This window comes from Methylobrevis albus, assembly GCF_015904235.1.
GTDB classification, from domain to species: domain Bacteria; phylum Pseudomonadota; class Alphaproteobacteria; order Rhizobiales; family Pleomorphomonadaceae; genus Methylobrevis_A; species Methylobrevis_A albus.
This window is the reverse complement of record NZ_JADZLT010000051.1, coordinates 38,934-58,944: the sequence shown is the minus strand read 5'-3', so window position 1 is coordinate 58,944 and position 20,011 is coordinate 38,934. Positions and strand designations below refer to the sequence as shown.

The following is a 20,011-nucleotide window of genomic DNA, read 5'->3' as shown; positions in this document are numbered from 1 at the left end:
CTTCGCAGTGTCGCGCAGGGATCGCACGGAACGGGCCGGCGTCAGAACACCAGCACGAGGAACATGATCCCGAGCCCGGCCATCGCGACCAGCCAGACGAGGGAGCGCACATAGGGAATGCCCGCGAGATAGAGCGGGATGTAGACAAGGCGGGCGACGAACCACGTCCAGGCGCCGACGAGAGCCCAGCCGCCGCCCTCGCCCGAAACGGCGAGGGCGAGCGCGAGGCCGAGGAAGGCCGGATAGGTCTCGCGGAAATTCGCCGAGGCCCGCGCCGCCCGGCCCGCGAGCGGGCTTTTGGGCTGCAGGGCCTCGTCGCGCGGTCCGGCGTTCCAGGCCCGGCCGAACTCGCGCGTCGCCGCCGAGGACTGCAGCAGCACGTGCACGATCAGGAGGACGACGCTCCAGCCGACCAGCGGCAGCAGCGGCGAGGCGAGCGCGCCGGCTTCCATCGCCGCGGCCCTCAGAGGTCGAGCACGAGGCGCTGCGGATCCTCGATCGCTTCCTTGACGCGGACGAGGAAGGTGACGGCTTCCTTGCCGTCGACGATGCGGTGATCATAGGACAGCGCGAGGTACATCATCGGGCGCGCCTCGATCTTGCCGCCGACGACCATCGGCCGCTCCTGGATCTTGTGCATGCCGAGGATGCCCGACTGCGGCGCGTTGAGGATCGGCGTCGACATCAGCGAGCCGTAGACGCCGCCGTTCGAGATCGTGAACGTGCCGCCCTGCATGTCGTCGATCTTGAGCTGGCCGTCGCGCGCCTTCCTGCCGAGCGCCCCGATCGCCTTCTCGACGCCGGCGATCGACAAGAGGTCGGCGTCGCGCACCACCGGCACGACGAGACCCTTGTCGGTGCCGACGGCGACGGCGACATGGTAGTAGTTCTTGTAGACGACGTCGGTGCCGTCGATCTCGGCGTTGACCGCCGGTACGTCCTTCAGGGCCTGGATCACCGCCTTCACGAAGAAGCCCATGAAGCCGAGCTTCACGCCGTGCTTCTTCTCGAACACGTCCTTGTAGGCGCCTCGCAGCGCCATGACGTTGGTCATGTCGACTTCGTTAAAGGTGGTCAGCATCGCCGCGGTGGCCTGCGCGTCTTTCAGGCGGCGGGCGATGGTCTGGCGCAGCTTGGTCATGCGCACCCGCTCCTCGCGGGCCGCATCGTCCGGCGCCGACGCGGCGCGCGGCGGAGCGGCCGGGGCGGCGGCGGCCGGAGCCGGCGCGGCGCTGCCCGCCTTGATCGCGGCGAGCACGTCTTCCTTCAGCACCTGGCCGCGCTTGCCCGAGCCGGCCTCGACGCTGGCGCCGGTCTCGGCGATCAGCTTGGCGGCGGCGGGGGCCGGCGGCATGGTGGTCGCGGCGGGCTTGGCAGCCGGCGCGGCGGGCGCCGGGGCCGCAGCCGGGGCGGCAGGCGCCGGGGCGGCGGCGGGCTTGGCGGCCGCCGGGGCGGGGGCTGCAGCGGCGCCGGCGGCCTCGATCACGCCGAGCAGGGCGCCGACGCCGACCGTCTCGCCGTCGGCGACGACGATCTCGGCGAGGGTGCCGGCGGCAGGCGCGGGCACTTCGATCGTGACCTTGTCGGTCTCGAGTTCGACCAGCGGCTCGTCGGCCTTCACGGCCTCGCCGGCCTTCTTGTACCAGCGGCCGATGGTGGCCTCGGAGACCGACTCGCCGAGGGTCGGAACGCGGATTTCGGTAGCCATCGTCTTCAGCTCTCTTTCGGGACGCGCGGCGCGCGGATGGTCGTCAGGGACGGCGGCGGCCACACCGGGCCGCCGCGCCGGTCAGGCGAAGGCTTCGTCGAGGAAGGCCTGCAGCTGGGCGAGGTGCTTCGACATCAGGCCGGTGGCGGTGGCGGCGGACGGCGGACGGCCGACGTAGCGCAGCCGCTGCGACTTCGAGCCGGTCTGGCGCAGCACCCAGTCCATGTAGGGATCGACGAAGGCCCAGGCGCCCATGTTCTTGGGCTCCTCCTGGCACCAGACCACCTCGGCGTTCGGGAAGCGGCCGAGCTCGCCGACCAGCGCCTTGGCCGGGAACGGGTAGAGCTGCTCGACGCGCAGCAGGTAGACGTCGTCGAGGCCGCGCTTCAGCCGGTCCTCGTAGAGGTCGTAGTAGACCTTGCCCGAGCACAGCACGACGCGGCGGATCTTGTCGTCCGCGACGAGCTTGGTCTCGGCGTCCGGGTTCGACTGCGCGTCGTCCCAGAGCAGGCGGTGGAACGAGGTGTCGGCGCCGAGCTCCGAAAGCTTCGAGGTCGCGCGCTTGTGGCGCAGCAGCGACTTCGGCGTCATCAGGATCAGCGGCTTGCGGAAGTCGCGGGTCAGCTGGCGGCGCAGCACGTGGAAATAGTTCGACGGGGTCGTGACGTAGGCGACCTGCATGTTGTCTTCGGCACACATCTGCAGGAAGCGCTCGAGGCGGGCCGAGGAGTGCTCCGGCCCCTGGCCCTCGTAGCCGTGCGGCAGCAGGCAGACGAGGCCCGACATGCGCAGCCACTTGCGCTCGCCGGCCGAGATGAACTGGTCGAACACCACCTGCGCGCCGTTGGCGAAGTCGCCGAACTGCGCCTCCCACAGCGTCAGCGCGTTCGGCCGGGCCAGCGAGTAGCCGTACTCGAAACCGAGCACCGCCTCTTCCGAGAGCATCGAGTTGATGACCTCGTAGCGGCCCTGGTTCGGCGCGAGGTTGGCGAGCGGGATGTAGCGCTGCTCGGTCTCCTGGTCGTAGAGCACCGAGTGACGCTGGCTGAAGGTGCCGCGTTCGCAGTCCTGACCCGACAAGCGGATCTTGTGGCCGGCGAGCGCCAGCGAGCCGAAGGCGAGCGACTCGGCGGTGGCCCAGTCGATGCCTTCGCCGGTCTCGATCATCTTGCGGCGCGCGTCGAGGAAGCGCTGGATGGTGCGGTGGACCTTGAAGCCCTCCGGCACGGTGCAGAGCTTGATGCCGACGTCGCGCAGCACGTCGACGTTGACGCCGGAGCGGCCGCGGCGCTGCTCGTCGAAGCTGTCGGCGACCGTGAGCCCCGACCAGACGCCGTCGAGCCAGTCGGCCTTGTTGGGCTTGTAGTGCTGGCCGGCCTCGAACTCGCCGTCGAGCTTCTCGCGCCAGGCGGCGCGCATGGCGTCGACTTCGGCGGCGGTGACGACGCCCTCGGCGACCAGCTTCTCGGCATAGATCTGCAGCGTCGAGGGATGGTTGCGGATCTTCTTGTACATCAGCGGCTGGGTGAACGCGGGCTCGTCGCCCTCGTTGTGGCCGAAGCGCCGGTAGCAGAACATGTCGATCACGACCGGCTTGTGGAACTTCTGCCGGAACTCGATCGCGATCTTGGCCGCGAACACCACCGCTTCGGGATCGTCGCCGTTGACGTGGAAGATCGGCGCCTCGATCATCTTGGCGACGTCGGACGGATAGGGCGACGAGCGCGAGAAGCGCGGATTGGTGGTGAAGCCGATCTGGTTGTTGATGATGAAGTGGATCGAGCCGCCGGTGCGGTGGCCGCGCAGGCCCGACAGGCCGAAGCACTCGGCAACCACGCCCTGGCCGGCGAAGGCCGCATCACCGTGGAGGAGCAGCGGCAGCACCTTCACCCGCTCGCGCAGCGGGATGATGTCGTCTTCCCAGATCGTCGCCTTCTGGTCCTGCTTGGCGCGGACCTTGCCGAGCACCACCGGGTTGACGATCTCGAGGTGCGACGGGTTGGGCGTCAGCGACAGGTGCACCTTGTTGCCGTCGAACTCGCGGTCCGACGAGGCGCCGAGGTGGTACTTGACGTCGCCCGAGCCCTCGACGTCGTCCGGGGCGGCCGAACCGCCCTTGAACTCGTGGAAGATCGCCCGGTGCGGCTTCGCCATCACCTGGCTGAGCACGTTGAGGCGGCCGCGGTGGGCCATGCCCATCACGATGTCGCTGACGCCGAGCGCGCCGCCGCGCTTGATGATCTGCTCGAGTGCCGGGATCAGCGCCTCGCCGCCGTCGAGGCCGAAGCGCTTGGTGCCGGTGTACTTGACGTCGATGAACTTCTCGAAGCCCTCGGACTCGATCAGCTTGTTGAGGATCGCGCGCTTGCCCTCGCGGGTGAAGCTGATCTGCTTGTCGGGGCCCTCGATGCGCTCCTGGATCCAGCCCTTCTCGACCGGATCGGAGATGTGCATGAACTCGACGCCGAGCGTCGAGCAGTAGGTGCGCTTCAGGATCGCGATCATCTCGGGGATGGTCGCGTACTCCATGCCGAGCACGTCGTTGATGTAGATCTTGCGGTCGTAGTCGGCCTCGGTGAAGCCGTAGGACGAGGGGTGCAGTTCCTCGTGGTCGCGCGCCTCGGCGATGCCGAGCGGGTCGAGGTTGGCGTAGAGGTGGCCGCGCATGCGGTAGGCGCGGATCATCATCAGCGCGCCGATCGAGTCGCGCGTCGCGCGGTGCACGTCGGCGGGGGGCGCGGGAACGGGCTTCGCCTCGTTCTTCGCCTTCAGCTTGGCGCCGATCTCCGCCTCGATCTTCGGCCAGTTGCCGTCGAGCGCCGAGACCAGCTCGCCGTTGGCGGCGATCGGCCAGTTCGGCCGCTCCCAGGAGGCGCCGCGCGCCTCGGCGACGACATCCTCCTTCGTCTCGCCGAGGGCGGCGAAGAACGCCTGCCACTCCGGGTCGACCGAGGCCGGGTCGGCCTGGTAGCGGGCGTGCAGATCCTCGATCCAGCCGGCGTTGGCGCCGTAGAGGAAGGAAGTCTGGAGGAAGCTCTCGTTCTGGTCCTGGCGTGCCATGGCGGTTCGGGGGGGCTCCCCGCCTCTCGTCGTCGAATGTCGCCGGCACCGTGCCGGCAGGGTGTCGAATGTCGCCGGCACCGTGCCGGCGGTATGGCGGGGGCGCCGCGTCGGCGGCGCCCTCCCATGAGGGTCGTTCAGGTCGCCGGGCCGGGGCTCAGCCCTTCAGCACTTCGACCAGCGTCTTGCCGAGCCGGGCCGGCGACGGCGAGACGCGGATGCCCGCGGCTTCCATCGCCGCGATCTTGTCCTCGGCGCCGCCCTTGCCGCCGGAGATGATGGCGCCGGCATGGCCCATGCGGCGGCCGGGAGGGGCGGTGCGGCCGGCGATGAAGCCGACCATCGGCTTGGCGCGGCCCTTTTTCGCCTCGTCGGCGAGGAACTGCGCCGCGTCCTCCTCGGCCGAGCCGCCGATCTCGCCGATCATGATGATCGACGTCGTCGCTTCGTCGGCGAGGAACATCTCCAGCATGTCGATGAACTCGGTGCCCTTGACCGGATCGCCGCCGATGCCGACGGCGGTGGTCTGGCCGAGGCCTTCCTGCGTCGTCTGGAACACCGCCTCATAGGTGAGGGTGCCGGAGCGCGAGACAATGCCCACCGAACCCGGCCGGAAGATGTTCGCCGGCATGATGCCGATCTTCGATTCGCCGGCGGTGACGATGCCCGGGCAGTTCGGCCCGATCAGCCGGGTCTTCGAGCCGATCAGCGCGCGCTTCACCCGCACCATGTCGAGCACCGGGATGCCCTCGGTGATGCAGACGACGAGCGGGATCTCGGCCTCGATCGCCTCGAGGATCGAGTCGGCGGCGAAGGGCGGCGGGACGTAGACCACGGAGGCGGTGGCGCCGGTGGCGTCGCGCGCCTCGGCGACGGTGTCGTAGACGGGCAGTGCGACCCCGCCGTCGACCGCGCCGCCCCAGGTGCTGCCGCCTTTGCCCGGCGTCACGCCGCCGACCATCTGCGTGCCGTAGGCGATCGCCTGCTCGGTGTGGAAGGTGCCGTTCTTGCCGGTGATGCCCTGGCAGATGACCTTGGTGGACTTGTCGATCAGGATGGACATCAGGCGGCTTCCTTCACGGCGGCGACGATCTTCTGGGCGGCATCGTCCAGGTCGTCCGCCGGGATGACGTTGAGACCGCTCTCGCGGATGATCTGCTTGCCTTCCTCGACGTTGGTGCCCTCGAGGCGCACCACCAGCGGCACGGTCAGGCCGACCGTCTTCACCGCGGCGATGACGCCGCGGGCGATGACGTCGCACTTCATGATGCCGCCGAAGATGTTGACGAGGATGCCCTTCACGTTGGGGTCGGCGGTGATGATCTTGAACGCCGCGGTGACCTTCTCCTCGGTGGCGCCGCCACCGACGTCGAGGAAGTTGGCGGGGCTCTCGCCGTAGAGCTTGATGATGTCGAGCGTCGCCATGGCGAGGCCGGCGCCGTTGACCATGCAGCCGATGGTGCCTTCGAGGGCGATGTAGGCGAGGTCGTACTTCGACGCCTCAATCTCCTTGTCGTCCTCTTCCGTCACGTCGCGCAGCTCGACGATGTCGGGATGGCGGTAGAGCGCGTTGGAATCGAAGCTCACCTTGCCGTCGAGGGCGACGACGTTGCCGGCCGGGGTGACGATGAGCGGGTTGATCTCCAGCATCGCCATGTCGGTGCCGACGAAGGCGGCGTAGAGCTTCTCGGCGACCGGGCCGATCTGCTTCGCCGCCGTGCCGGTGAGCTGCAGCGCCTTGGCGAGCGTGCGGCCATGGTGCGGCATGAAGCCGGTGACCGGGTCGATCGAGAAGGTGACGATCTTCTCAGGCGCCGAGTGGGCGACCTCCTCGATGTCCATGCCGCCTTCCGTCGAGGCGACGAAGGCGATGCGGCTCGTTTCGCGGTCGACCAGCATCGAGAGGTAGAGTTCCTTCTCGATGTCGGAGCCGGCCTCGATGTACATGCGGTTGACCTGCTTGCCGGCCGGGCCGGTCTGCACGGTCACGAGCGTCTTGCCGAACATCTCGCGCACGAACTTCGCCGCCTCGTCGGCGGATTTGGCGAGGCGCACGCCGCCCTTTTCGCCGGCGTCGGCTTCCTTGAACTTGCCCTTGCCGCGGCCGCCGGCATGGATCTGGCTCTTCACCACCCAGAGCGGGCCGGGCAGCGCATTCGCCGCCGTCTCGGCGTCGTCGACGGAGAGCACCGGCACGCCGGCGTTCACCGGCACGCCGTACTTCTTGAAGATGGCTTTCGCCTGATATTCGTGAATGTTCATAACGTCGTCCCTTGGAGGGGAGACCCCCGGAAATCCCCACCCGCGACGGTGTCGCGGGCATCCCTCGCGGCAGCGCCGGCGCCGCGCGGGCGCCGGCCGCCGACTTTGTCGGTCAGCCCTTCAGCGACGGCTGGATCGCGGCGCAGGCGTCCATCAGCCCCTTGACCGCGCCGACCGACTTCTCGAAGCCGGTCTTTTCCTCGCCCTCGAGCTCGATCTCGATCACCTTCTCGACGCCGCCGGCGCCGATGACGATCGGCACGCCGACGTACATGTCCGAGAGGCCGTACTGGCCTTCGAGGGCGGCGGCGCAGGGCAGCACGCGCTTCTTGTCCTTCAGGTAGCTCTCGGCCATGGCGACGGCGGAAGCGGCCGGGGCGTAGAAGGCGGAGCCGGTCTTCAGCAGCGCGACGATCTCGGCGCCGCCGTCACGGGTGCGCTGCACAATGGCGTCGAGCTTCTCCTGGGTGGTCCAGCCCATCTTGACGAGGTCGGGCAGCGGGATGCCGGCGACCGTCGAATAGCGGGTGAGCGGCACCATGGTGTCGCCGTGGCCACCGAGCACGAAGGCGGTGACGTCCTCGACGGAGACGCCGAATTCCTCGGCGAGGAAATAGCGGAAGCGCGAGCTGTCGAGCACGCCGGCCATGCCGACGACCTTCTGCTTCGGCAGCTGCGAGAACTTCTGCAGCGCCCAGACCATCGCGTCGAGCGGGTTGGTGATGCAGATCACGAAGGCGTCCGGGGCGAACTCGGCGATGCCCTTGCCGACGGCTTCCATCACCTTGAGGTTGATGCCGAGCAGGTCGTCGCGGCTCATGCCGGGCTTGCGCGGCACGCCGGCCGTGACGATCACGACGTCGGCGCCGGCGATCGCCTCGTAGGTCTGGGTACCGGTCAGCTTGGCGTCGAAGCCGTCGACCGGCGACGACTCGGCGAGGTCGAGCGCCTTGCCCTGCGGCACACCCTCGGCGATGTCGAACAGGACGACGTCGCCCAGTTCCTTCAGCCCGATGAGATGCGCCAGCGTCCCCCCGATCTGGCCGGCCCCGACCAGAGCAATCTTCTTGCGCGCCATTCGCTCTACCTTCCGTTTACGTAAAGGGAATTTCAATCCGCTTCCGTTTCGATTGACCTAACCCGATTGTCCGCAGCGTGCAAGAACAACGGGCCGCAAAACCGCAAAAACCCGCCGCTTCGCGAGCTTTCGACCGGCGGCTCGGCAAATGTGCAGCGCAGCATCGGAGGAAGCGTGACGTTAACGGAAGGTGTTCCGGCAAACCGATCCCGAGGTGACCGGCGCGGAGAGTATCGCGCGAAGATGGCAGCGATGCATCAGACCGCGGCGTCGCGGGGGGGCGGGGCGGCCTCTATGGCCTCATCGGCGGCGGCCGGGGTGCCGCGGATCGCGTCCAGCCGGCGCGGGCTGGCGAGATAGGCGTCGGAGCGCATTTCGATCAGGCGCGAGGCGCAGCGGGCGAACTCGAAGCCCTCGGTGCCGCTGCTGTCGGTATAGAGCCCGTCCGGTTCGGCGGCGGCCGAGACGACGAGCTTGGTGCCGGTGTCGTACAGCGTGTCGATGAGCAGGATGAAGCGCTTGGCGTCGTTGCGGCGGGTGCGGTCCATGACGGGCACGTGCTCGACGAACACCGTGTGGTAGGCGCGGACGATCGCCTGGTAGTCGAGGCCGCCGAGCGGCTGGACACAGAGGTCGTCGAAGCTGAAGCGCGCGGCGCCGTCGGCGGCGGCCGGCACGCGCACCTTGCGGCCCTTGACCTCGAGCAGGGCCGGCGACGGCTCGGCGATGGTGGCGTCGCGCCAGCGCGCGCGGAAGGCGGCGTCCGTCTCGGGCCCGAGCGGGGTCAGGTAGACGTCGCCGGCGCCGAGCTTTTCCAGCCGGTAGTCGGTCGGGGAATCGAGGTTCAGCACGTCGACCCGCTGCTTGAGCATGGCGACGAAGGGCATGAAGTGGCCGCGGTTGAGGCCGTCGCGATAGAGGTCGTCGGGGGCGACGTTCGAGGTCGCGACCAGCACGAGGCCGCGATCGAACAGCTTGCCGAACAGGCGGCCGAGGATCATCGCGTCGGCGATGTCGGTGACGGAGAACTCGTCGAAGCAGAGCAGCCGCACCTCGGCGGCGATCGCCGCGGCGACCACCTCGACGGGGTCCTTCTCGCCGGCTTTGCGCGCGGCGTGGATGCGCTCGTGCACCTCGGCCATGAATTCGAGGAAGTGGACGCGGCGCTTCTTCGGCTCCTCGGCGAGACCGACGAAGAGGTCCATCAGCATGGTCTTGCCGCGGCCGACCGAGCCCCAGACGTAGGCGCCGCGGATCGGCGACGGGCCGCTGCCGGACTTGCGGCCGAACAGCCAGCCGAGCGCGCTCTTCTTGGAGGCGAGATGGGCCTCCTTCAGCGCGGCGGCGAGGGCGTCGAGGCGGTGGGCGACGGCGCGCTGGGCGCGGTCCGGCGAAATGCTGCCGGCCGCGGCGAGGGCGTCGTAGGCGCCGGTGACGGTGCGCAGGGTGTGGCTCTCGTCAAAGGCCGAGGCGCGCGGTTCGGCGGTCATGCGGCAGGGCGATCGGTGTGCATCGACGGATTGTGCAGCGCACAAGGCGCCGATGCAACCATCGAGACGACCGGTCGCCGCTGCCGGAAGGCCGCCGGCGCCTCAGCGGAAGAACTGGATGCCGCGGCCGCCGACGGCGGTCTGGCCCGAAAAGCGCTGCGGCGCGTTGGCGTAGAGCGTCGCCACCGGCGAACCCGACGCGTCCTTCAGCACCACTTCCTTGCCGGAAAGGTCCCAGGCACCGATCGACTTCAGCTCGTCGGAGGCGCAGCCGCGGGTATTGGCGCGGTAGCCGCCGGTCCAGGAGGTGAGGTTGATGAAGAGCTGGCAGTTCTCGCCGCCCGAGGCGAGCTTCCACGCCCCGACCAGCGCCGGACGCGTGATTTCCAGCGCCGCCTGCTGCTGCGCGACCGGGTCGACCGGGGTTTCGATCGGCGCGACCGTCGGCTCGACCGGCACCGGCGGCGGCAGCGCCTGGGCCTGGACCGAGGTGGTCGGCACCGGGGTCAGCGGCGGCACGCCCTGGGCGGTCGGGCCGGGGGAGTACCGACCGCAGGCGCCGAGGACGAGGACGCAGACGAGTCCGGCGAGGGGTAGAAGCCGCATGGCGAATCGCTCCGGATTACATGGTTTTGCCGCATCATAGACGCTTCCGCCGCCGTTTTCTGCCCCGTCTATCGAACGATTCGGTGAGGGCATCGACGGCAGCGGGCGCGCATCGCGCGGTCAGGCGACCAGCCCGGCACTATCGCGGCGGGTACCGAAGCGGGCGAGATCGCACTCGATGCGCACGGCGAGGGCATCGAGCAGTGCCTCGCAGAGCTGGCGGCGCAGCGGCTTCGGCACGCGGCTGACCTCGGCCATCGGCCAGCGCAGCCGCGGCACGCCGGGCACGACCACCGAGGCGACGCCGTCCTCCGGCACCAGATCGACGACGAGGTCCACCGGCGGGGCACCGGGGAGCGTGAAGATCGAGACGTCCTTCGGGCCGAGACCGGCGTGGGCGAGGCCGCGGGCGGCGAGGGTCTCGCGCGCCTCGTCGAGCATGGCGGCGGCCGGAACCCGGCCGGCGCTGAAGGCGCGCAGCGCCCCGAGGCCACGGGCGTTGAGATAGGACTCGGCGATCAGGCTCGCCGCAGCGTTGGTTTCGCAGAGAAAAAGAACCGCGACCGGCTTCATGTGCTGTTTCCCGCCTGTTGTGCGCGACCGGATCGCAGGGCCCCCGGCGCGGCTGGCGCGCGGGGCCCGTCGTCCGGGCGTCGGCGGGCCGGGGACGTTGCCCCACCCGCCGGCGCATAAGCGGCGAACACCCGATTCGGTTCCCTCGGGTCACCGGCGCAGGGGCGGAATGAACCTGTCCGATGTCGCCGTCATGACGCCGCGACGGCGGCGGCGGGTGGCGCATCCCGCCGCTCGGCCTCGGCGACGAGGCCGGCAATGGCGGGATAGTCGGTCTTGCCGCTGCCGAGCATCGGCAGTTTTTCCGTGACGATCAGCGAGGACGGCAGCATCAATTCGGCGGCACCGCGCGATTTGGCGAAGGCGGCGAAATCGCTCCGGGTCGCGCCCTGCTTCTCGGTGACGAGCACCAGCCGCTCGCCCTTGCGCGGATCGGGCCGGGCGACGATCGCCGACAGCGCATCCGGCCAGAGCTGGGCTGCCAGCGCCTCGACGGCGGCGAGCGACACCATCTCGCCGGCGATCTTCGCAAAGCGCTTGGCGCGGCCGCGGATGGTGATGAAGCCCTCCTCGTCGATGGTCACGATGTCGCCGGTGTCGTGCCAGCCGTCCTCGGGCGGCTGCAGCACGCCGGGCGCGTCGGCCTTGACGTAGCCGAGCATGACGTTGGGGCCGCGGACGTAGAGCCGGCCACCCTCGGTGATGCCGTCGACCGCTTCCAGCCGCGCCTCCATGCCCGGCATCATCCGGCCGACGGTGCCGAAGCGGTTGAACATCGGCGTGTTGATGGCGAGCACCGGCGCCGTTTCGGTGATGCCGTAGCCTTCGAGCACGCGCAGGCCGAACTTCTCCATCCAGGTGCGGCGGGTCTGCTCCTTCACCGGCTCCGCGCCGGCGAGCACGTAGCGCAGCGAGCGGAAGTCGTAGGCGTGCGCCGAGCGGGCATAGCCGGCGAGGAAGGTGTCGGTGCCGAACAGGATCGTCGCGTTCGACGCGTAGACCAACTCCGGCACGATCCGGTAGTGCAGCGGCGAGGGATAGAGGTAGACCGGCACGCCGGAGACGAGCGGCAGCACGAGGCCGACCGTCAGGCCGAAGGAGTGGAACACCGGCAGCACGTTGAACACCTTGTCCTCGCGGCCGAAGTCGATCCGGGCCGCCGCCTGCGCTGCATTGGCGAGGAGGTTGCGGCCGGACAGCACCACGCCCTTCGGCGCACCCTCGGAGCCGGAGGTGAACAGGATCGCCGCGGCGTCGTTACCGCTGCGGGCGAGGCGCGCGCGGTCCCAGTTGAGGAAGGCGTCGAGCTTGGCCCGGAGCCCCGCGCCGGCGCGGACGTCCTCGAGGTAGAGGATCGCCACCTCCTGCTCGATCTCGGCGACGAGCTTTTCGAGCTTTGCCTTCTCGACGAAGCCGCGCGCGGTGACGACGGTGCCGATCTTCGCGGCCTTGCAGGCGGCGAGCACGTTGGCGGCGCCGGCGGTGAAGTTGATCATCGCCGGCACCCGGCCGGCCGACATCACGCCGAGCACGGTGGCGGCGGCGGCATTGGCGCTCGGCAGCATCACGCCGACCGCCTCGCCCGGGCCGGCGAGGTCCTGGAACCGGCCGCCGAGCAGGCGGGCGCCCATCAGCAGCTTGCGGTAGGTGAGCTTGCCCGACACCGGATCCTCGACCGCGATCCGGCTGGCGCCCTCGGTCTTCGCCGCGGCGAGGATCGCCGCGAAGGCCGAGCGATCGATGTCGGTGGTGCGGAAGACGAGGTCGGACATGATGCCGTAGAGCCGGGCCCCGGCGGCCTGGCGGCGCGCCTTGCCTTTCAGGTGCTCGGGCACCTCGAGCCGCACCGGCTCCAGCAGCGTGACGGTGACCTTCGGGAACCAGCGGCGGCGGACCTGCTTGCCGGAGAGGTAGGAGAACGGCGTCGCCTCCAGCCCCTCGAGACGGACCGGCACCACCATCGCCTGCGTCTTCTCGGCGATCAGGCCGGCGCCGTCGTAGACCTTCATCAGGCTGCCGGTGACCGAGATGCGGCCCTCGGGGAAGATCACCAGCGTCTCGCCGGCCTGCACCGCCTTGATCAGCGTGCGGGTCGCCATCGGCTTGGTCGGGTCGAGCGGCATGGCGCGGGTGAGCTTCAGGAACGGCTTCACCCACCAGCGCCTGGCGATGCCCTGGTCGATCGCGAACACCGGGTCCTTCTCGAGGATCGCCAGCGCCGCGGCGGCGTCGAGCAGGCTGACGTGGTTGAGGGCGATGATGGCGTTGGGGCCGGCCTTGGCGATGTTGTCGAGGCCCTTCACCTCCATGCGGTAGACGAGGCGGAAGACGACGAAGACGAAGTCGGCGAACAGGCTGGTCGGCGTCGCCTTCGCGACCCAGACCGAACTCGCCAGCGTGAAGACGGCGAGCACCGCGAAGACCTGGCCGACCGAGGCACCCGCCGCCTGCAGGCCGCCGATCACCACGGCGCCCGCCACCATGAAGACGGCGGAGAGCACGTTGACGGCGGCGACGACGCGGGCGCGGCGCGCCACCGGGGCCCAGGACTGCACCGCCGCGAACGACGGCACGATGAAGACGCCACCGGCAACCGCGAGGATCGCGAGGTCGATGCCGACGCGCCAGGCGATCGCCTGCTGGCTGAGTTCGGCGATCGAAAGCCCGGTGGCGACCGGAACGTGACCCCACAGCGTCCAGGCGAGGTCGGCGCAGGCGAACGCGATCACCACGGCCGCAACCGGCACCGGCACCAGCACGATGCGGCCGTTGCAGAGCCAGGAGGCGAGCGCCGAGCCGATGGCGATCGAAACGGCGAAGACGACGAGATAGGCCGAGACGACGTTTTCGGCGCCGCCGAGCACGTTGCCGACGAGGCTCGGCAGCAGCGCCATGACGACGGCGCCGATCAGCCAGAACAGGCTGACGATGATGCCGCCGCGCCAGAGGCGGCTGTCGGCCTTGAGATCGGCGAGCAGCAGCCGGGTCGAGCGCCACAGGTTGCGGTCGACGACGAGCGTCGGCGCGGCCTCGCCGGTCGGCGGGATGAAGCGGGCGGAAATCCAGCAGATCACCGAGAAGGCCATCACCGCGACGGCGACCAGCACTGGCTGGGCGGTGCCGGCGATGCCGGCGAGCAGCGTGCCGAGCACGATGGCGATGAAGGTCGCCGCCTCGACGAGGGCGTTGCCGGCGGGAAGCTCGGCGGGGCGAAGGTGATCGGGCAGGATGCCGTATTTGATCGGGCCGAACAGCGCGCTGATCGTGCCGAAGGCGAACAGCGCGGCGAACAGCACCGGTACCGAGTGCAGCAGGAAGCCGGCGACGGCGAGACCGGCGGCGCCGATCTCGGCGAACTTCAGCCGGCGCGCCACCAGCGCCTTGTCGTAGCGATCGGCGAGTTCGCCGCCGAGGGCGGAGAACACGAAGAACGGCGCGATGAAGACCGCGCCGGCGATGGTGACGAGCGCCTCGGCGCCGGGCCCGGCGAGCACGAACAGGATCAGGAAGACCAGCGCGTTCTTCAGGAAATTGTCGTTCAGCGCCGAGAAGAACTGGCACCAGAACAGCGGTGCGAACCGGCGCGACGCGATCAGTGTGGCCATCATGGTCAAAAATTCCCCGAAAACTGCAAAGAGAAGTCTAACTGCGCCCGGTTGCCGAATTGCCAACCCGTCGGGCGCCGCCGATCACGCCGCGCCGGCGGCTCAGGCGCCGTGGACGGTCCGGCGGGCGCGCAGCCGGGCGAGCGTCGCCTCGGCGTCGGCGAGGGTCGCCTCGAAGCTGCGGCCCATCTCGACCCGGCCGAAGCCGCCCCGCGGCGGCGGCTCGCCCCGGCGGCGGGCGCCCTCGGCGCGCAGTTCCGCGGCATGCACCGCGGCGGCGTCGCGCGTCTCGGCGGTGAGCCTACGGAGATCGACGCCCAGCGTCCGCCGTGCCCGCTCCGCCGCTTCGCGTTCGGCGGCGATGCGGCCGATCTCGGCGGCGATCACCGCCGCCTCCCCTGCCGGAGAAGTCGCGAGCGCGGCTTCGAGTTCCGCCGCACGGGCCTCGAGGCGGGTCAGCCGGCGCAGCAGGCACTCGTCGTCGGCCATGGCGATGCCGAGGGCGGCGCGAGCGCGGCCGAGCGCATCGGCGGTGGCCTCGAGGCGGCGCTGACCGGCGCGATGCGCGGCCGCCGTCGCGGCGTCGCCGGCGGGGTCAGTTGCGGCCGGACGGGCGGTGAACAGGCCGAGCCAGGCGGAAAGCGTCTTGAACATGGTCGAACCTCTGCTATGAACATCGTTCATGTGACGACCGTAGCAGAAACTGAACATCGTTCAAGCTTTTTTTGAACGATGTTCATAACCCTGGACCCGATCTCGATGGCAAAGGACACGCAGCGACGGACGGAGCAGCGCGCGGCGCTGATCGCAGCGGCCGAGGCGGCGATCGCCGGGGGCGGGCTCGGCGCGTTGAAGGCGCGCGACCTCGCCGCCACGCTCGGCTGCGCGGTGGGGGCGATCTACACGCTGGTCGCCGATCTCGACGAACTCGTGCTCCTCGTCGGCTCGCGCACCCTCGCGCGGCTCGACGCGGCGCTGGCCGCGGCGGATGCGGGCGCCGACGGCGCCGGGACCGACGGGACGGAGGCCGCGGTGCGCCGGCTGGAGGCGGTGGCGCTCGCCTATGCCCGCTTCGCCCATGCCGAGACGGCACTGTGGCGGGCGCTGTTCGAGTTCCGCATGGCGCCGGAGAAGGCCCTGCCCGACTGGTCGGTCGCCGACCAGATCGGGCTGTTCGTCCACGTCGACGCGCCGCTCGCGGCCCTGCTGCCCGGCCTCGACCCCGAACGGCGCGGCCTGCTCGCCCGTTCGCTGTTTTCCGCGGTGCACGGCATTCTGGCGCTCGGGCTCGAGGGCAAGCTGGTGGCGGTGCCGCAGGCGCATCTCGAAGCGCAGATCGCGCTGGTGGTGCGGGCCGCCTGCCGCGGCCTGGTGGCCGAACAGGCGGAGGGACCGCCAAGCTAGGCGGCGCGTCGCCGCCGCGTCAGGCGCGCGCCGGCGGCGGGCGGGGACGCAGCACGGGCGGCTCGGCCTCCGGGTCCGCCGCTCGCTCGCCCCGCTCCGGGACCGCCGAGGTCGGCGCGGCCTTGTCGCCGCCGCGCAGGCAGACGCCGGGGCCGACGTCGGGGCCGACGTCGGCGAAATCGACGAAGACGACGCCGCCCGCTTCCAGCGCCCGCCGGATCTGCGCCTCGCTCGCCCGGTGCAACTCGTGCCGCCCCCCCTCGAAGTCGCGGATGGTGCTGCGCGACACATCCGCCTTTTCCGCAAGGTCGGCCTGCGTCCAATCGAGGAGCGCACGGGCTGCACGGCATTGTTCTGGCAACAGATTCATTGAATTTGGCTCTTGAACGACCGCCATAGATCAACCATATTGGTCGATATAAGTCAAATTTGGTGACTTCTCCGCCAACTTCCAAGGGGCGCGCGTCCGGAATTCGATCCGGCGCCGGTCCATGGTTCGTTCCGGGCGTCCGCCCGTTGTGTGGAGCCGTCCTCGAGGATTTCGTTCGCGCGCCGGGGTCTGCGCGCCAAAAGCCAAGAAGGGGTACCCAGCATGCCGCACGAGACCACTCTGATCTCAACGATCGTCGTGGGCCTCGTGCTCGCCTTCGCGCTGGGGGCCATTGCCCAGCGCCTGCGCATGCCGCCGCTCGTCGGCTACCTGATCGCCGGCGTGCTGTCCGGACCGCATACCCCCGGCTTCGTCGCCGACCAGACCCTCGCGCCGCAGCTCGCCGAGATCGGCGTCATCCTGCTGATGTTCGGCGTCGGCCTGCACTTCTCGCTGAAGGACCTGCTCTCCGTCCGCGCCATCGCCATTCCGGGCGCCGTGGCGCAGATGAGCTTTGCGACCCTGCTCGGCTGGGGCCTGTCGGCGATGCTCGGCTGGTCGCTCGGCGGCGGCCTCGTGTTCGGTCTCGCGCTCTCCGTCGCCTCCACCGTCGTGCTGCTGAAGGCGCTGCAGGACCGGCGGCTGATCGAGACCGAGCGCGGCCGCATCGCCGTCGGCTGGCTCATCGTCGAAGATCTCGCGATGGTGATGGCGCTGGTGCTGATCCCGGCGGTTGCCAGCATCGCCGGCGACGGCACCGCGGCGCGCGACCCGCTGGCGATCTGGCTTGGCCGCGCGCTCGGCATGGACCTCGGTCTCTACGGCGTCATCGGCGTCACGCTGCTGAAGGTCGCTGCCTTCGTCGGCCTCATGCTGGTCGTCGGCCGCCGGGTGATCCCCTGGGTGCTGCACCGCATCGCCTACACCGGCTCGCGCGAGCTGTTTCGCCTCGCGGTGCTCGCCATCGCGCTCGGCGTCGCCTTCTTCGCGGCCGAGATGTTCGGCGTGTCGCTGGCGCTCGGTGCCTTCTTCGCCGGCATGATCCTCGCCGAAAGCGAGCTCAGCCATCAGGCGGCGCAGGAAACGCTGCCGCTGCGCGACGCCTTCGCGGTGCTGTTCTTCGTCTCGGTCGGCATGCTGTTCGACCCGACCATCATCGTGACCAGTCCGCTGCCGGTGCTCGCGACGGTGTTCATCATCGTGATCGGCAAGTCGCTCGCCGCGTTCCTGATCGTGCTCGCCTTCCGCCGCACGGTCGGCACGGCGCTGACCATCTCGGCCAGCCTCGCGCAGATCGGCGAGTTCTCGTTCATCCTCGCCGAGCTCGGCGTCGGCCTGAACCTCTTGCCCGAGGAGGGGCGCGACCTGATCCTCGCGGGCGCGATCATCTCGATCGTGCTCAACCCGCTGGTGTTCCTGGGCGTCGACCGGATCAAGGCCCGGCTCGAGGCGGCGGCGCAGCGCTTCGACGCCAAGCCCGCCGCGACGGGAGACGCGGCTGCCAAGGCAACGGCGACCAAGGCCCCGGCAGCGACCGCCAAGGCCCCCGCCGCCGCGGCGAAGGCGCCCGCGCCCGCGCCGGTCGCAACGGCGCCCACCGAGACCGTCGCGGCCCCGGCCGAGCCGGTCATTATGCCGCCGGCCGAGCCGGAGGCCGTCGCAACGCCGCCCGAGCCGGCCGAGGAGCAGCCGCGCGACGACGACACCGAGGCGGCCCGGCCGACCCGGCTCAAGGATCACACGGTGCTGGTCGGCTACGGCCGCGTCGGCAGCATCGTCGGCGAGGGGCTGATCGAGGACGACAAACCGTTCCTCGTCATCGAGGACGCCGACTCGCGGGTCGACATGCTGCGCGACAAGGGCGTCGAGGTGGTGGTCGGCAACGCAGCGAGTGCCGACGTGCTCGCGCTCGCCAACGTCGCCGGGGCACGCAACATCGTGATCGCGATCCCGAACGCCTTCGAGGCCGGCCAGGTGACGGAGCAGGCGCGCAAGCTCAACGCCGGCATCCTGATCTGCAACCGCGCCCACACCGACGCCGAGGTCGAGCACCTCAGCAAGCTCGGCTCCGATAGCGTCATCATGGGCGAGCGCGAGATCGCGCGCGGCATGCTGGCGCGGCTCGACGGGCCGCGGCGGAAGTCGTCGCTCGCGCCGGCGGCGCCCGAGCCGGCGCCCTCGCGCGCGGCGGAGCCGGACGGCGTCTACGACGACGGTCCGGTGACGCCCGAGCCGGGGCCGATCCTGCCGCAGCGGGACGGCCGCACCGAGAGCTGACACGGGGCGCTTGCGCCCGCGACGGCAAGCCTTGAAGCGGCGCGGGGCCCGCGCCATATCTGCCACATGGATCCCCGAGGGGTCCGTGCCGGATGCCGTCAGGGTCCGGAGTTCAAGGTCGCTCACATCGAAGGGCTTTGACGATGACACGCATGACCACGTTTTCGAGCCCGTTCCTGCTCGGCTTCGACGAGATCGAACGCGCGCTGGACCGGGTCGCCAAGGGATCCACCGACGGCTATCCGCCGTATAACATCGAGCGCATCGCGCGCGATGACGAACGCGGCGACGTGATCCGTATCACGCTGGCCGTCGCGGGCTTCACCCGCGACCAGCTCGACGTCTCGGTCGAGGACAGCCAGCTCGTGATCCGCGGCCGCCAGGCGGACGACAAGGCCCGGCAGTATCTGCACCGCGGCATAGCCGCCCGGCAGTTTCAACGGACCTTTGTGCTGGCCGAAGGCATTGAGATCATCAGTGCCGACCTGAAGGACGGGTTGCTCGCGATCGATCTCGAGCGGCCGCAGCCCGAACGGGTCATCCGCCGGATCGCGATCAACGCCGCGGATTGACGGCACGGCGAGACGGGCATCGGGCCCACTCAAGGCCCCCTGCGACGATCTTCTGACGCCCCTCGCGGGGCGGAGGCCGGCATTGCCGGCCGACGGCGGCCATGCGCGGCCCACACGGGCGCGCGGCCTTGCCGAACGCATGAAAGGAGTGAGGTCATGACCAACAACCACAAGCTGGAGCTCACTGCGGAGACGCAGGCTCGCATGCCCGACGCGGCTTTTGCCGCCCTCGGGGACGGGGTCGTGGCCTATGTGCGCGCGATTTCGTCGGACGACCTGAAGGCCGCCTTCCCGGCCGCCCCGGATCTCGAACCCGGTCTCGCGCTCTGGGCCCTGCTCGGCGCCGACGGCACGCCGATCCTCGTCACCGACAGCCGTGACGCGGCGATCGCCAACGCGATGCAGCACGAACTCGTCGCCGTCAGCGTCCACTGACGGCGAGAGAGGCGGCGCGCGCCGACGCGGCTCAGGCCGCGTTGGACGCCAGCGGCTGGGTCAGCAGGGTGTAGATCTTGCCGGCGTCGGTGGTGGCGCGCAGCTTGGTCGCGACGGTCTGGTCGCGCAGCACCCGCGCGATGCGCGCGAGGGCCTTGAGGTGATCGGCGCCCGCCGTTTCCGGCGCCAGCAGCAGGAACATCAGGTCGACCGGCTCGTCGTCGAGCGAATCGAAATCGACGGGTCGGTCGAGGCGCGCGAAGATGCCGACGAGCCGGTCGAGGTTGACCAGCTTGCCGTGCGGGATCGCCACGCCGTGGCCGACGCCGGTCGATCCCAGCCGCTCGCGCTGCAGCAGCGTATCGAAGATTTCCCGCTCCGGGCGGCCGGTGACGGCCGCCGCCTTGGCGGCCATCTCCTGCAACGCCTGTTTCTTCGAGTTGGCCTTCAGGTGGGGGAGGACGCCCTCGACCGTCAGAAGGTCGCTCAGATCCATGGTGCGAGATCCTGCTCAGTCGATTCTGCCGAAATACCGGACAGCGTTCATTTTAGGCACGGACGTCCCGCTCCC

Annotated in this window: 16 protein-coding genes and 1 pseudogene; 4 read left to right on the top strand and 13 right to left on the bottom strand. The window is 70.1% G+C overall.

Going from position 1 to position 20,011, the window contains the following annotated elements:
* Window positions 1–41: 41 nt before the first annotated feature.
* The 11 genes from I5731_RS12745 to I5731_RS12695 form a co-directional block, all read right to left on the bottom strand.
* A complete protein-coding gene (locus tag I5731_RS12745; protein WP_197311786.1) occupies window positions 42–452 on the bottom strand; it encodes an MAPEG family protein in 411 nt (136 codons plus the stop codon).
* A gap of 11 nt (window positions 453–463) precedes the next feature.
* The gene (odhB, locus tag I5731_RS12740; protein WP_197311785.1) at window positions 464–1,708 is read right to left on the bottom strand and encodes a 2-oxoglutarate dehydrogenase complex dihydrolipoyllysine-residue succinyltransferase; all 1,245 of its coding nucleotides are present in this window, start codon (window positions 1,706–1,708) and stop codon (window positions 464–466) included.
* An 81-nt stretch (window positions 1,709–1,789) separates the two neighbouring features.
* Entirely contained in the window at window positions 1,790–4,768 is a 2,979-nt protein-coding gene (locus I5731_RS12735; RefSeq protein ID WP_197311784.1) for a 2-oxoglutarate dehydrogenase E1 component, read from the bottom strand.
* Window positions 4,769–4,925: 157 nt separating this feature from the next.
* Entirely contained in the window at window positions 4,926–5,831 is a 906-nt protein-coding gene (gene sucD, locus I5731_RS12730) for a succinate--CoA ligase subunit alpha (RefSeq protein WP_197311783.1), read from the bottom strand.
* Window positions 5,831–7,030 (bottom strand): ADP-forming succinate--CoA ligase subunit beta, encoded by a 1,200-nt coding sequence (gene sucC, locus I5731_RS12725; protein WP_197311782.1) that lies wholly within the window; start codon window positions 7,028–7,030, stop codon window positions 5,831–5,833. The genes sucD and sucC overlap by 1 nt, the downstream gene beginning before the upstream one ends.
* A gap of 112 nt (window positions 7,031–7,142) precedes the next feature.
* Window positions 7,143–8,108, bottom strand: a complete 966-nt coding sequence (gene mdh / locus I5731_RS12720; RefSeq protein ID WP_197311781.1) for a malate dehydrogenase — start codon at window positions 8,106–8,108, stop codon at window positions 7,143–7,145.
* Window positions 8,109–8,365: 257 nt separating this feature from the next.
* Complete coding sequence (gene zapE, locus I5731_RS12715) at window positions 8,366–9,598, bottom strand: cell division protein ZapE (RefSeq protein ID WP_197311780.1); 1,233 nt, start codon at window positions 9,596–9,598, stop codon at window positions 8,366–8,368.
* Window positions 9,599–9,700: 102 nt separating this feature from the next.
* The gene (locus I5731_RS12710) at window positions 9,701–10,204 is read right to left on the bottom strand and encodes a protease inhibitor Inh/omp19 family protein (protein ID WP_197311779.1); all 504 of its coding nucleotides are present in this window, start codon (window positions 10,202–10,204) and stop codon (window positions 9,701–9,703) included.
* 120 nt (window positions 10,205–10,324) lie between these two features.
* Window positions 10,325–10,777 carry an arsenate-mycothiol transferase ArsC gene (locus tag I5731_RS12705; RefSeq protein ID WP_197311778.1) on the bottom strand — a complete coding sequence of 151 codons (453 nt, stop codon included), beginning with the start codon at window positions 10,775–10,777 and terminating at the stop codon, window positions 10,325–10,327.
* 191 nt (window positions 10,778–10,968) lie between these two features.
* Window positions 10,969–14,385: an acyl-[ACP]--phospholipid O-acyltransferase gene (locus I5731_RS12700; protein ID WP_197311777.1), complete on the bottom strand. Its 3,417-nt coding sequence runs from the start codon at window positions 14,383–14,385 to the stop codon at window positions 10,969–10,971.
* A gap of 99 nt (window positions 14,386–14,484) precedes the next feature.
* Complete coding sequence (locus I5731_RS12695; RefSeq protein WP_197311776.1) at window positions 14,485–15,036, bottom strand: hypothetical protein; 552 nt, start codon at window positions 15,034–15,036, stop codon at window positions 14,485–14,487.
* 105 nt (window positions 15,037–15,141) lie between these two features.
* Here I5731_RS12695 and I5731_RS12690 point away from each other — a divergent pair, with 105 nt between their 5' ends.
* On the top strand, window positions 15,142–15,786 hold the full coding sequence (locus I5731_RS12690) for a TetR-like C-terminal domain-containing protein (protein ID WP_197311775.1): 645 nt from the start codon (window positions 15,142–15,144) through the stop codon (window positions 15,784–15,786).
* Between the two features lie 136 nt (window positions 15,787–15,922).
* Here the strand turns inward: I5731_RS12690 and I5731_RS19795 are convergent.
* Window positions 15,923–16,183 (bottom strand): annotated as a pseudogene (locus I5731_RS19795) (helix-turn-helix domain-containing protein); the annotation flags it as partial.
* Between the two features lie 195 nt (window positions 16,184–16,378).
* Here I5731_RS19795 and I5731_RS12680 point away from each other — a divergent pair.
* The 3 genes from I5731_RS12680 to I5731_RS12670 all read left to right on the top strand — a co-directional run bounded on the left by I5731_RS12680 (window position 16,379) and on the right by I5731_RS12670 (window position 19,440).
* A complete protein-coding gene (locus tag I5731_RS12680; protein WP_197311773.1) occupies window positions 16,379–18,433 on the top strand; it encodes a cation:proton antiporter domain-containing protein in 2,055 nt (684 codons plus the stop codon).
* A 143-nt stretch (window positions 18,434–18,576) separates the two neighbouring features.
* Window positions 18,577–19,005 carry an Hsp20 family protein gene (locus I5731_RS12675; RefSeq protein WP_197311772.1) on the top strand — a complete coding sequence of 143 codons (429 nt, stop codon included), beginning with the start codon at window positions 18,577–18,579 and terminating at the stop codon, window positions 19,003–19,005.
* Between the two features lie 156 nt (window positions 19,006–19,161).
* Window positions 19,162–19,440, top strand: a complete 279-nt coding sequence (locus I5731_RS12670) for a BQ00720 family protein (RefSeq protein WP_197311771.1) — start codon at window positions 19,162–19,164, stop codon at window positions 19,438–19,440.
* A 31-nt stretch (window positions 19,441–19,471) separates the two neighbouring features.
* Here the strand turns inward: I5731_RS12670 and ptsN are convergent, their stop codons facing one another.
* Window positions 19,472–19,936 carry a PTS IIA-like nitrogen regulatory protein PtsN gene (ptsN, locus tag I5731_RS12665; RefSeq protein WP_197311770.1) on the bottom strand — a complete coding sequence of 155 codons (465 nt, stop codon included), beginning with the start codon at window positions 19,934–19,936 and terminating at the stop codon, window positions 19,472–19,474.
* Between the last annotated feature and the right edge of the window lie 75 nt (window positions 19,937–20,011).

Coding starts and splice junctions, on each gene's coding strand:
- I5731_RS12745 (WP_197311786.1), bottom strand. CDS start 452: ATGGAAGCCGGCGCGCTCGCCTCGCCGCTGCTGCCGCTGGTCGGCTGG.
- odhB (WP_197311785.1), bottom strand. CDS start 1,708: ATGGCTACCGAAATCCGCGTTCCGACCCTCGGCGAGTCGGTCTCCGAG.
- I5731_RS12735 (WP_197311784.1), bottom strand. CDS start 4,768: ATGGCACGCCAGGACCAGAACGAGAGCTTCCTCCAGACTTCCTTCCTC.
- sucD (WP_197311783.1), bottom strand. CDS start 5,831: ATGTCCATCCTGATCGACAAGTCCACCAAGGTCATCTGCCAGGGCATC.
- sucC (WP_197311782.1), bottom strand. CDS start 7,030: ATGAACATTCACGAATATCAGGCGAAAGCCATCTTCAAGAAGTACGGC.
- mdh (WP_197311781.1), bottom strand. CDS start 8,108: ATGGCGCGCAAGAAGATTGCTCTGGTCGGGGCCGGCCAGATCGGGGGG.
- zapE (WP_197311780.1), bottom strand. CDS start 9,598: ATGACCGCCGAACCGCGCGCCTCGGCCTTTGACGAGAGCCACACCCTG.
- I5731_RS12710 (WP_197311779.1), bottom strand. CDS start 10,204: ATGCGGCTTCTACCCCTCGCCGGACTCGTCTGCGTCCTCGTCCTCGGC.
- I5731_RS12705 (WP_197311778.1), bottom strand. CDS start 10,777: ATGAAGCCGGTCGCGGTTCTTTTTCTCTGCGAAACCAACGCTGCGGCG.
- I5731_RS12700 (WP_197311777.1), bottom strand. CDS start 14,385: ATGATGGCCACACTGATCGCGTCGCGCCGGTTCGCACCGCTGTTCTGG.
- I5731_RS12695 (WP_197311776.1), bottom strand. CDS start 15,036: ATGTTCAAGACGCTTTCCGCCTGGCTCGGCCTGTTCACCGCCCGTCCG.
- I5731_RS12690 (WP_197311775.1), top strand. CDS start 15,142: ATGGCAAAGGACACGCAGCGACGGACGGAGCAGCGCGCGGCGCTGATC.
- I5731_RS12680 (WP_197311773.1), top strand. CDS start 16,379: ATGCCGCACGAGACCACTCTGATCTCAACGATCGTCGTGGGCCTCGTG.
- I5731_RS12675 (WP_197311772.1), top strand. CDS start 18,577: ATGACACGCATGACCACGTTTTCGAGCCCGTTCCTGCTCGGCTTCGAC.
- I5731_RS12670 (WP_197311771.1), top strand. CDS start 19,162: ATGACCAACAACCACAAGCTGGAGCTCACTGCGGAGACGCAGGCTCGC.
- ptsN (WP_197311770.1), bottom strand. CDS start 19,936: ATGGATCTGAGCGACCTTCTGACGGTCGAGGGCGTCCTCCCCCACCTG.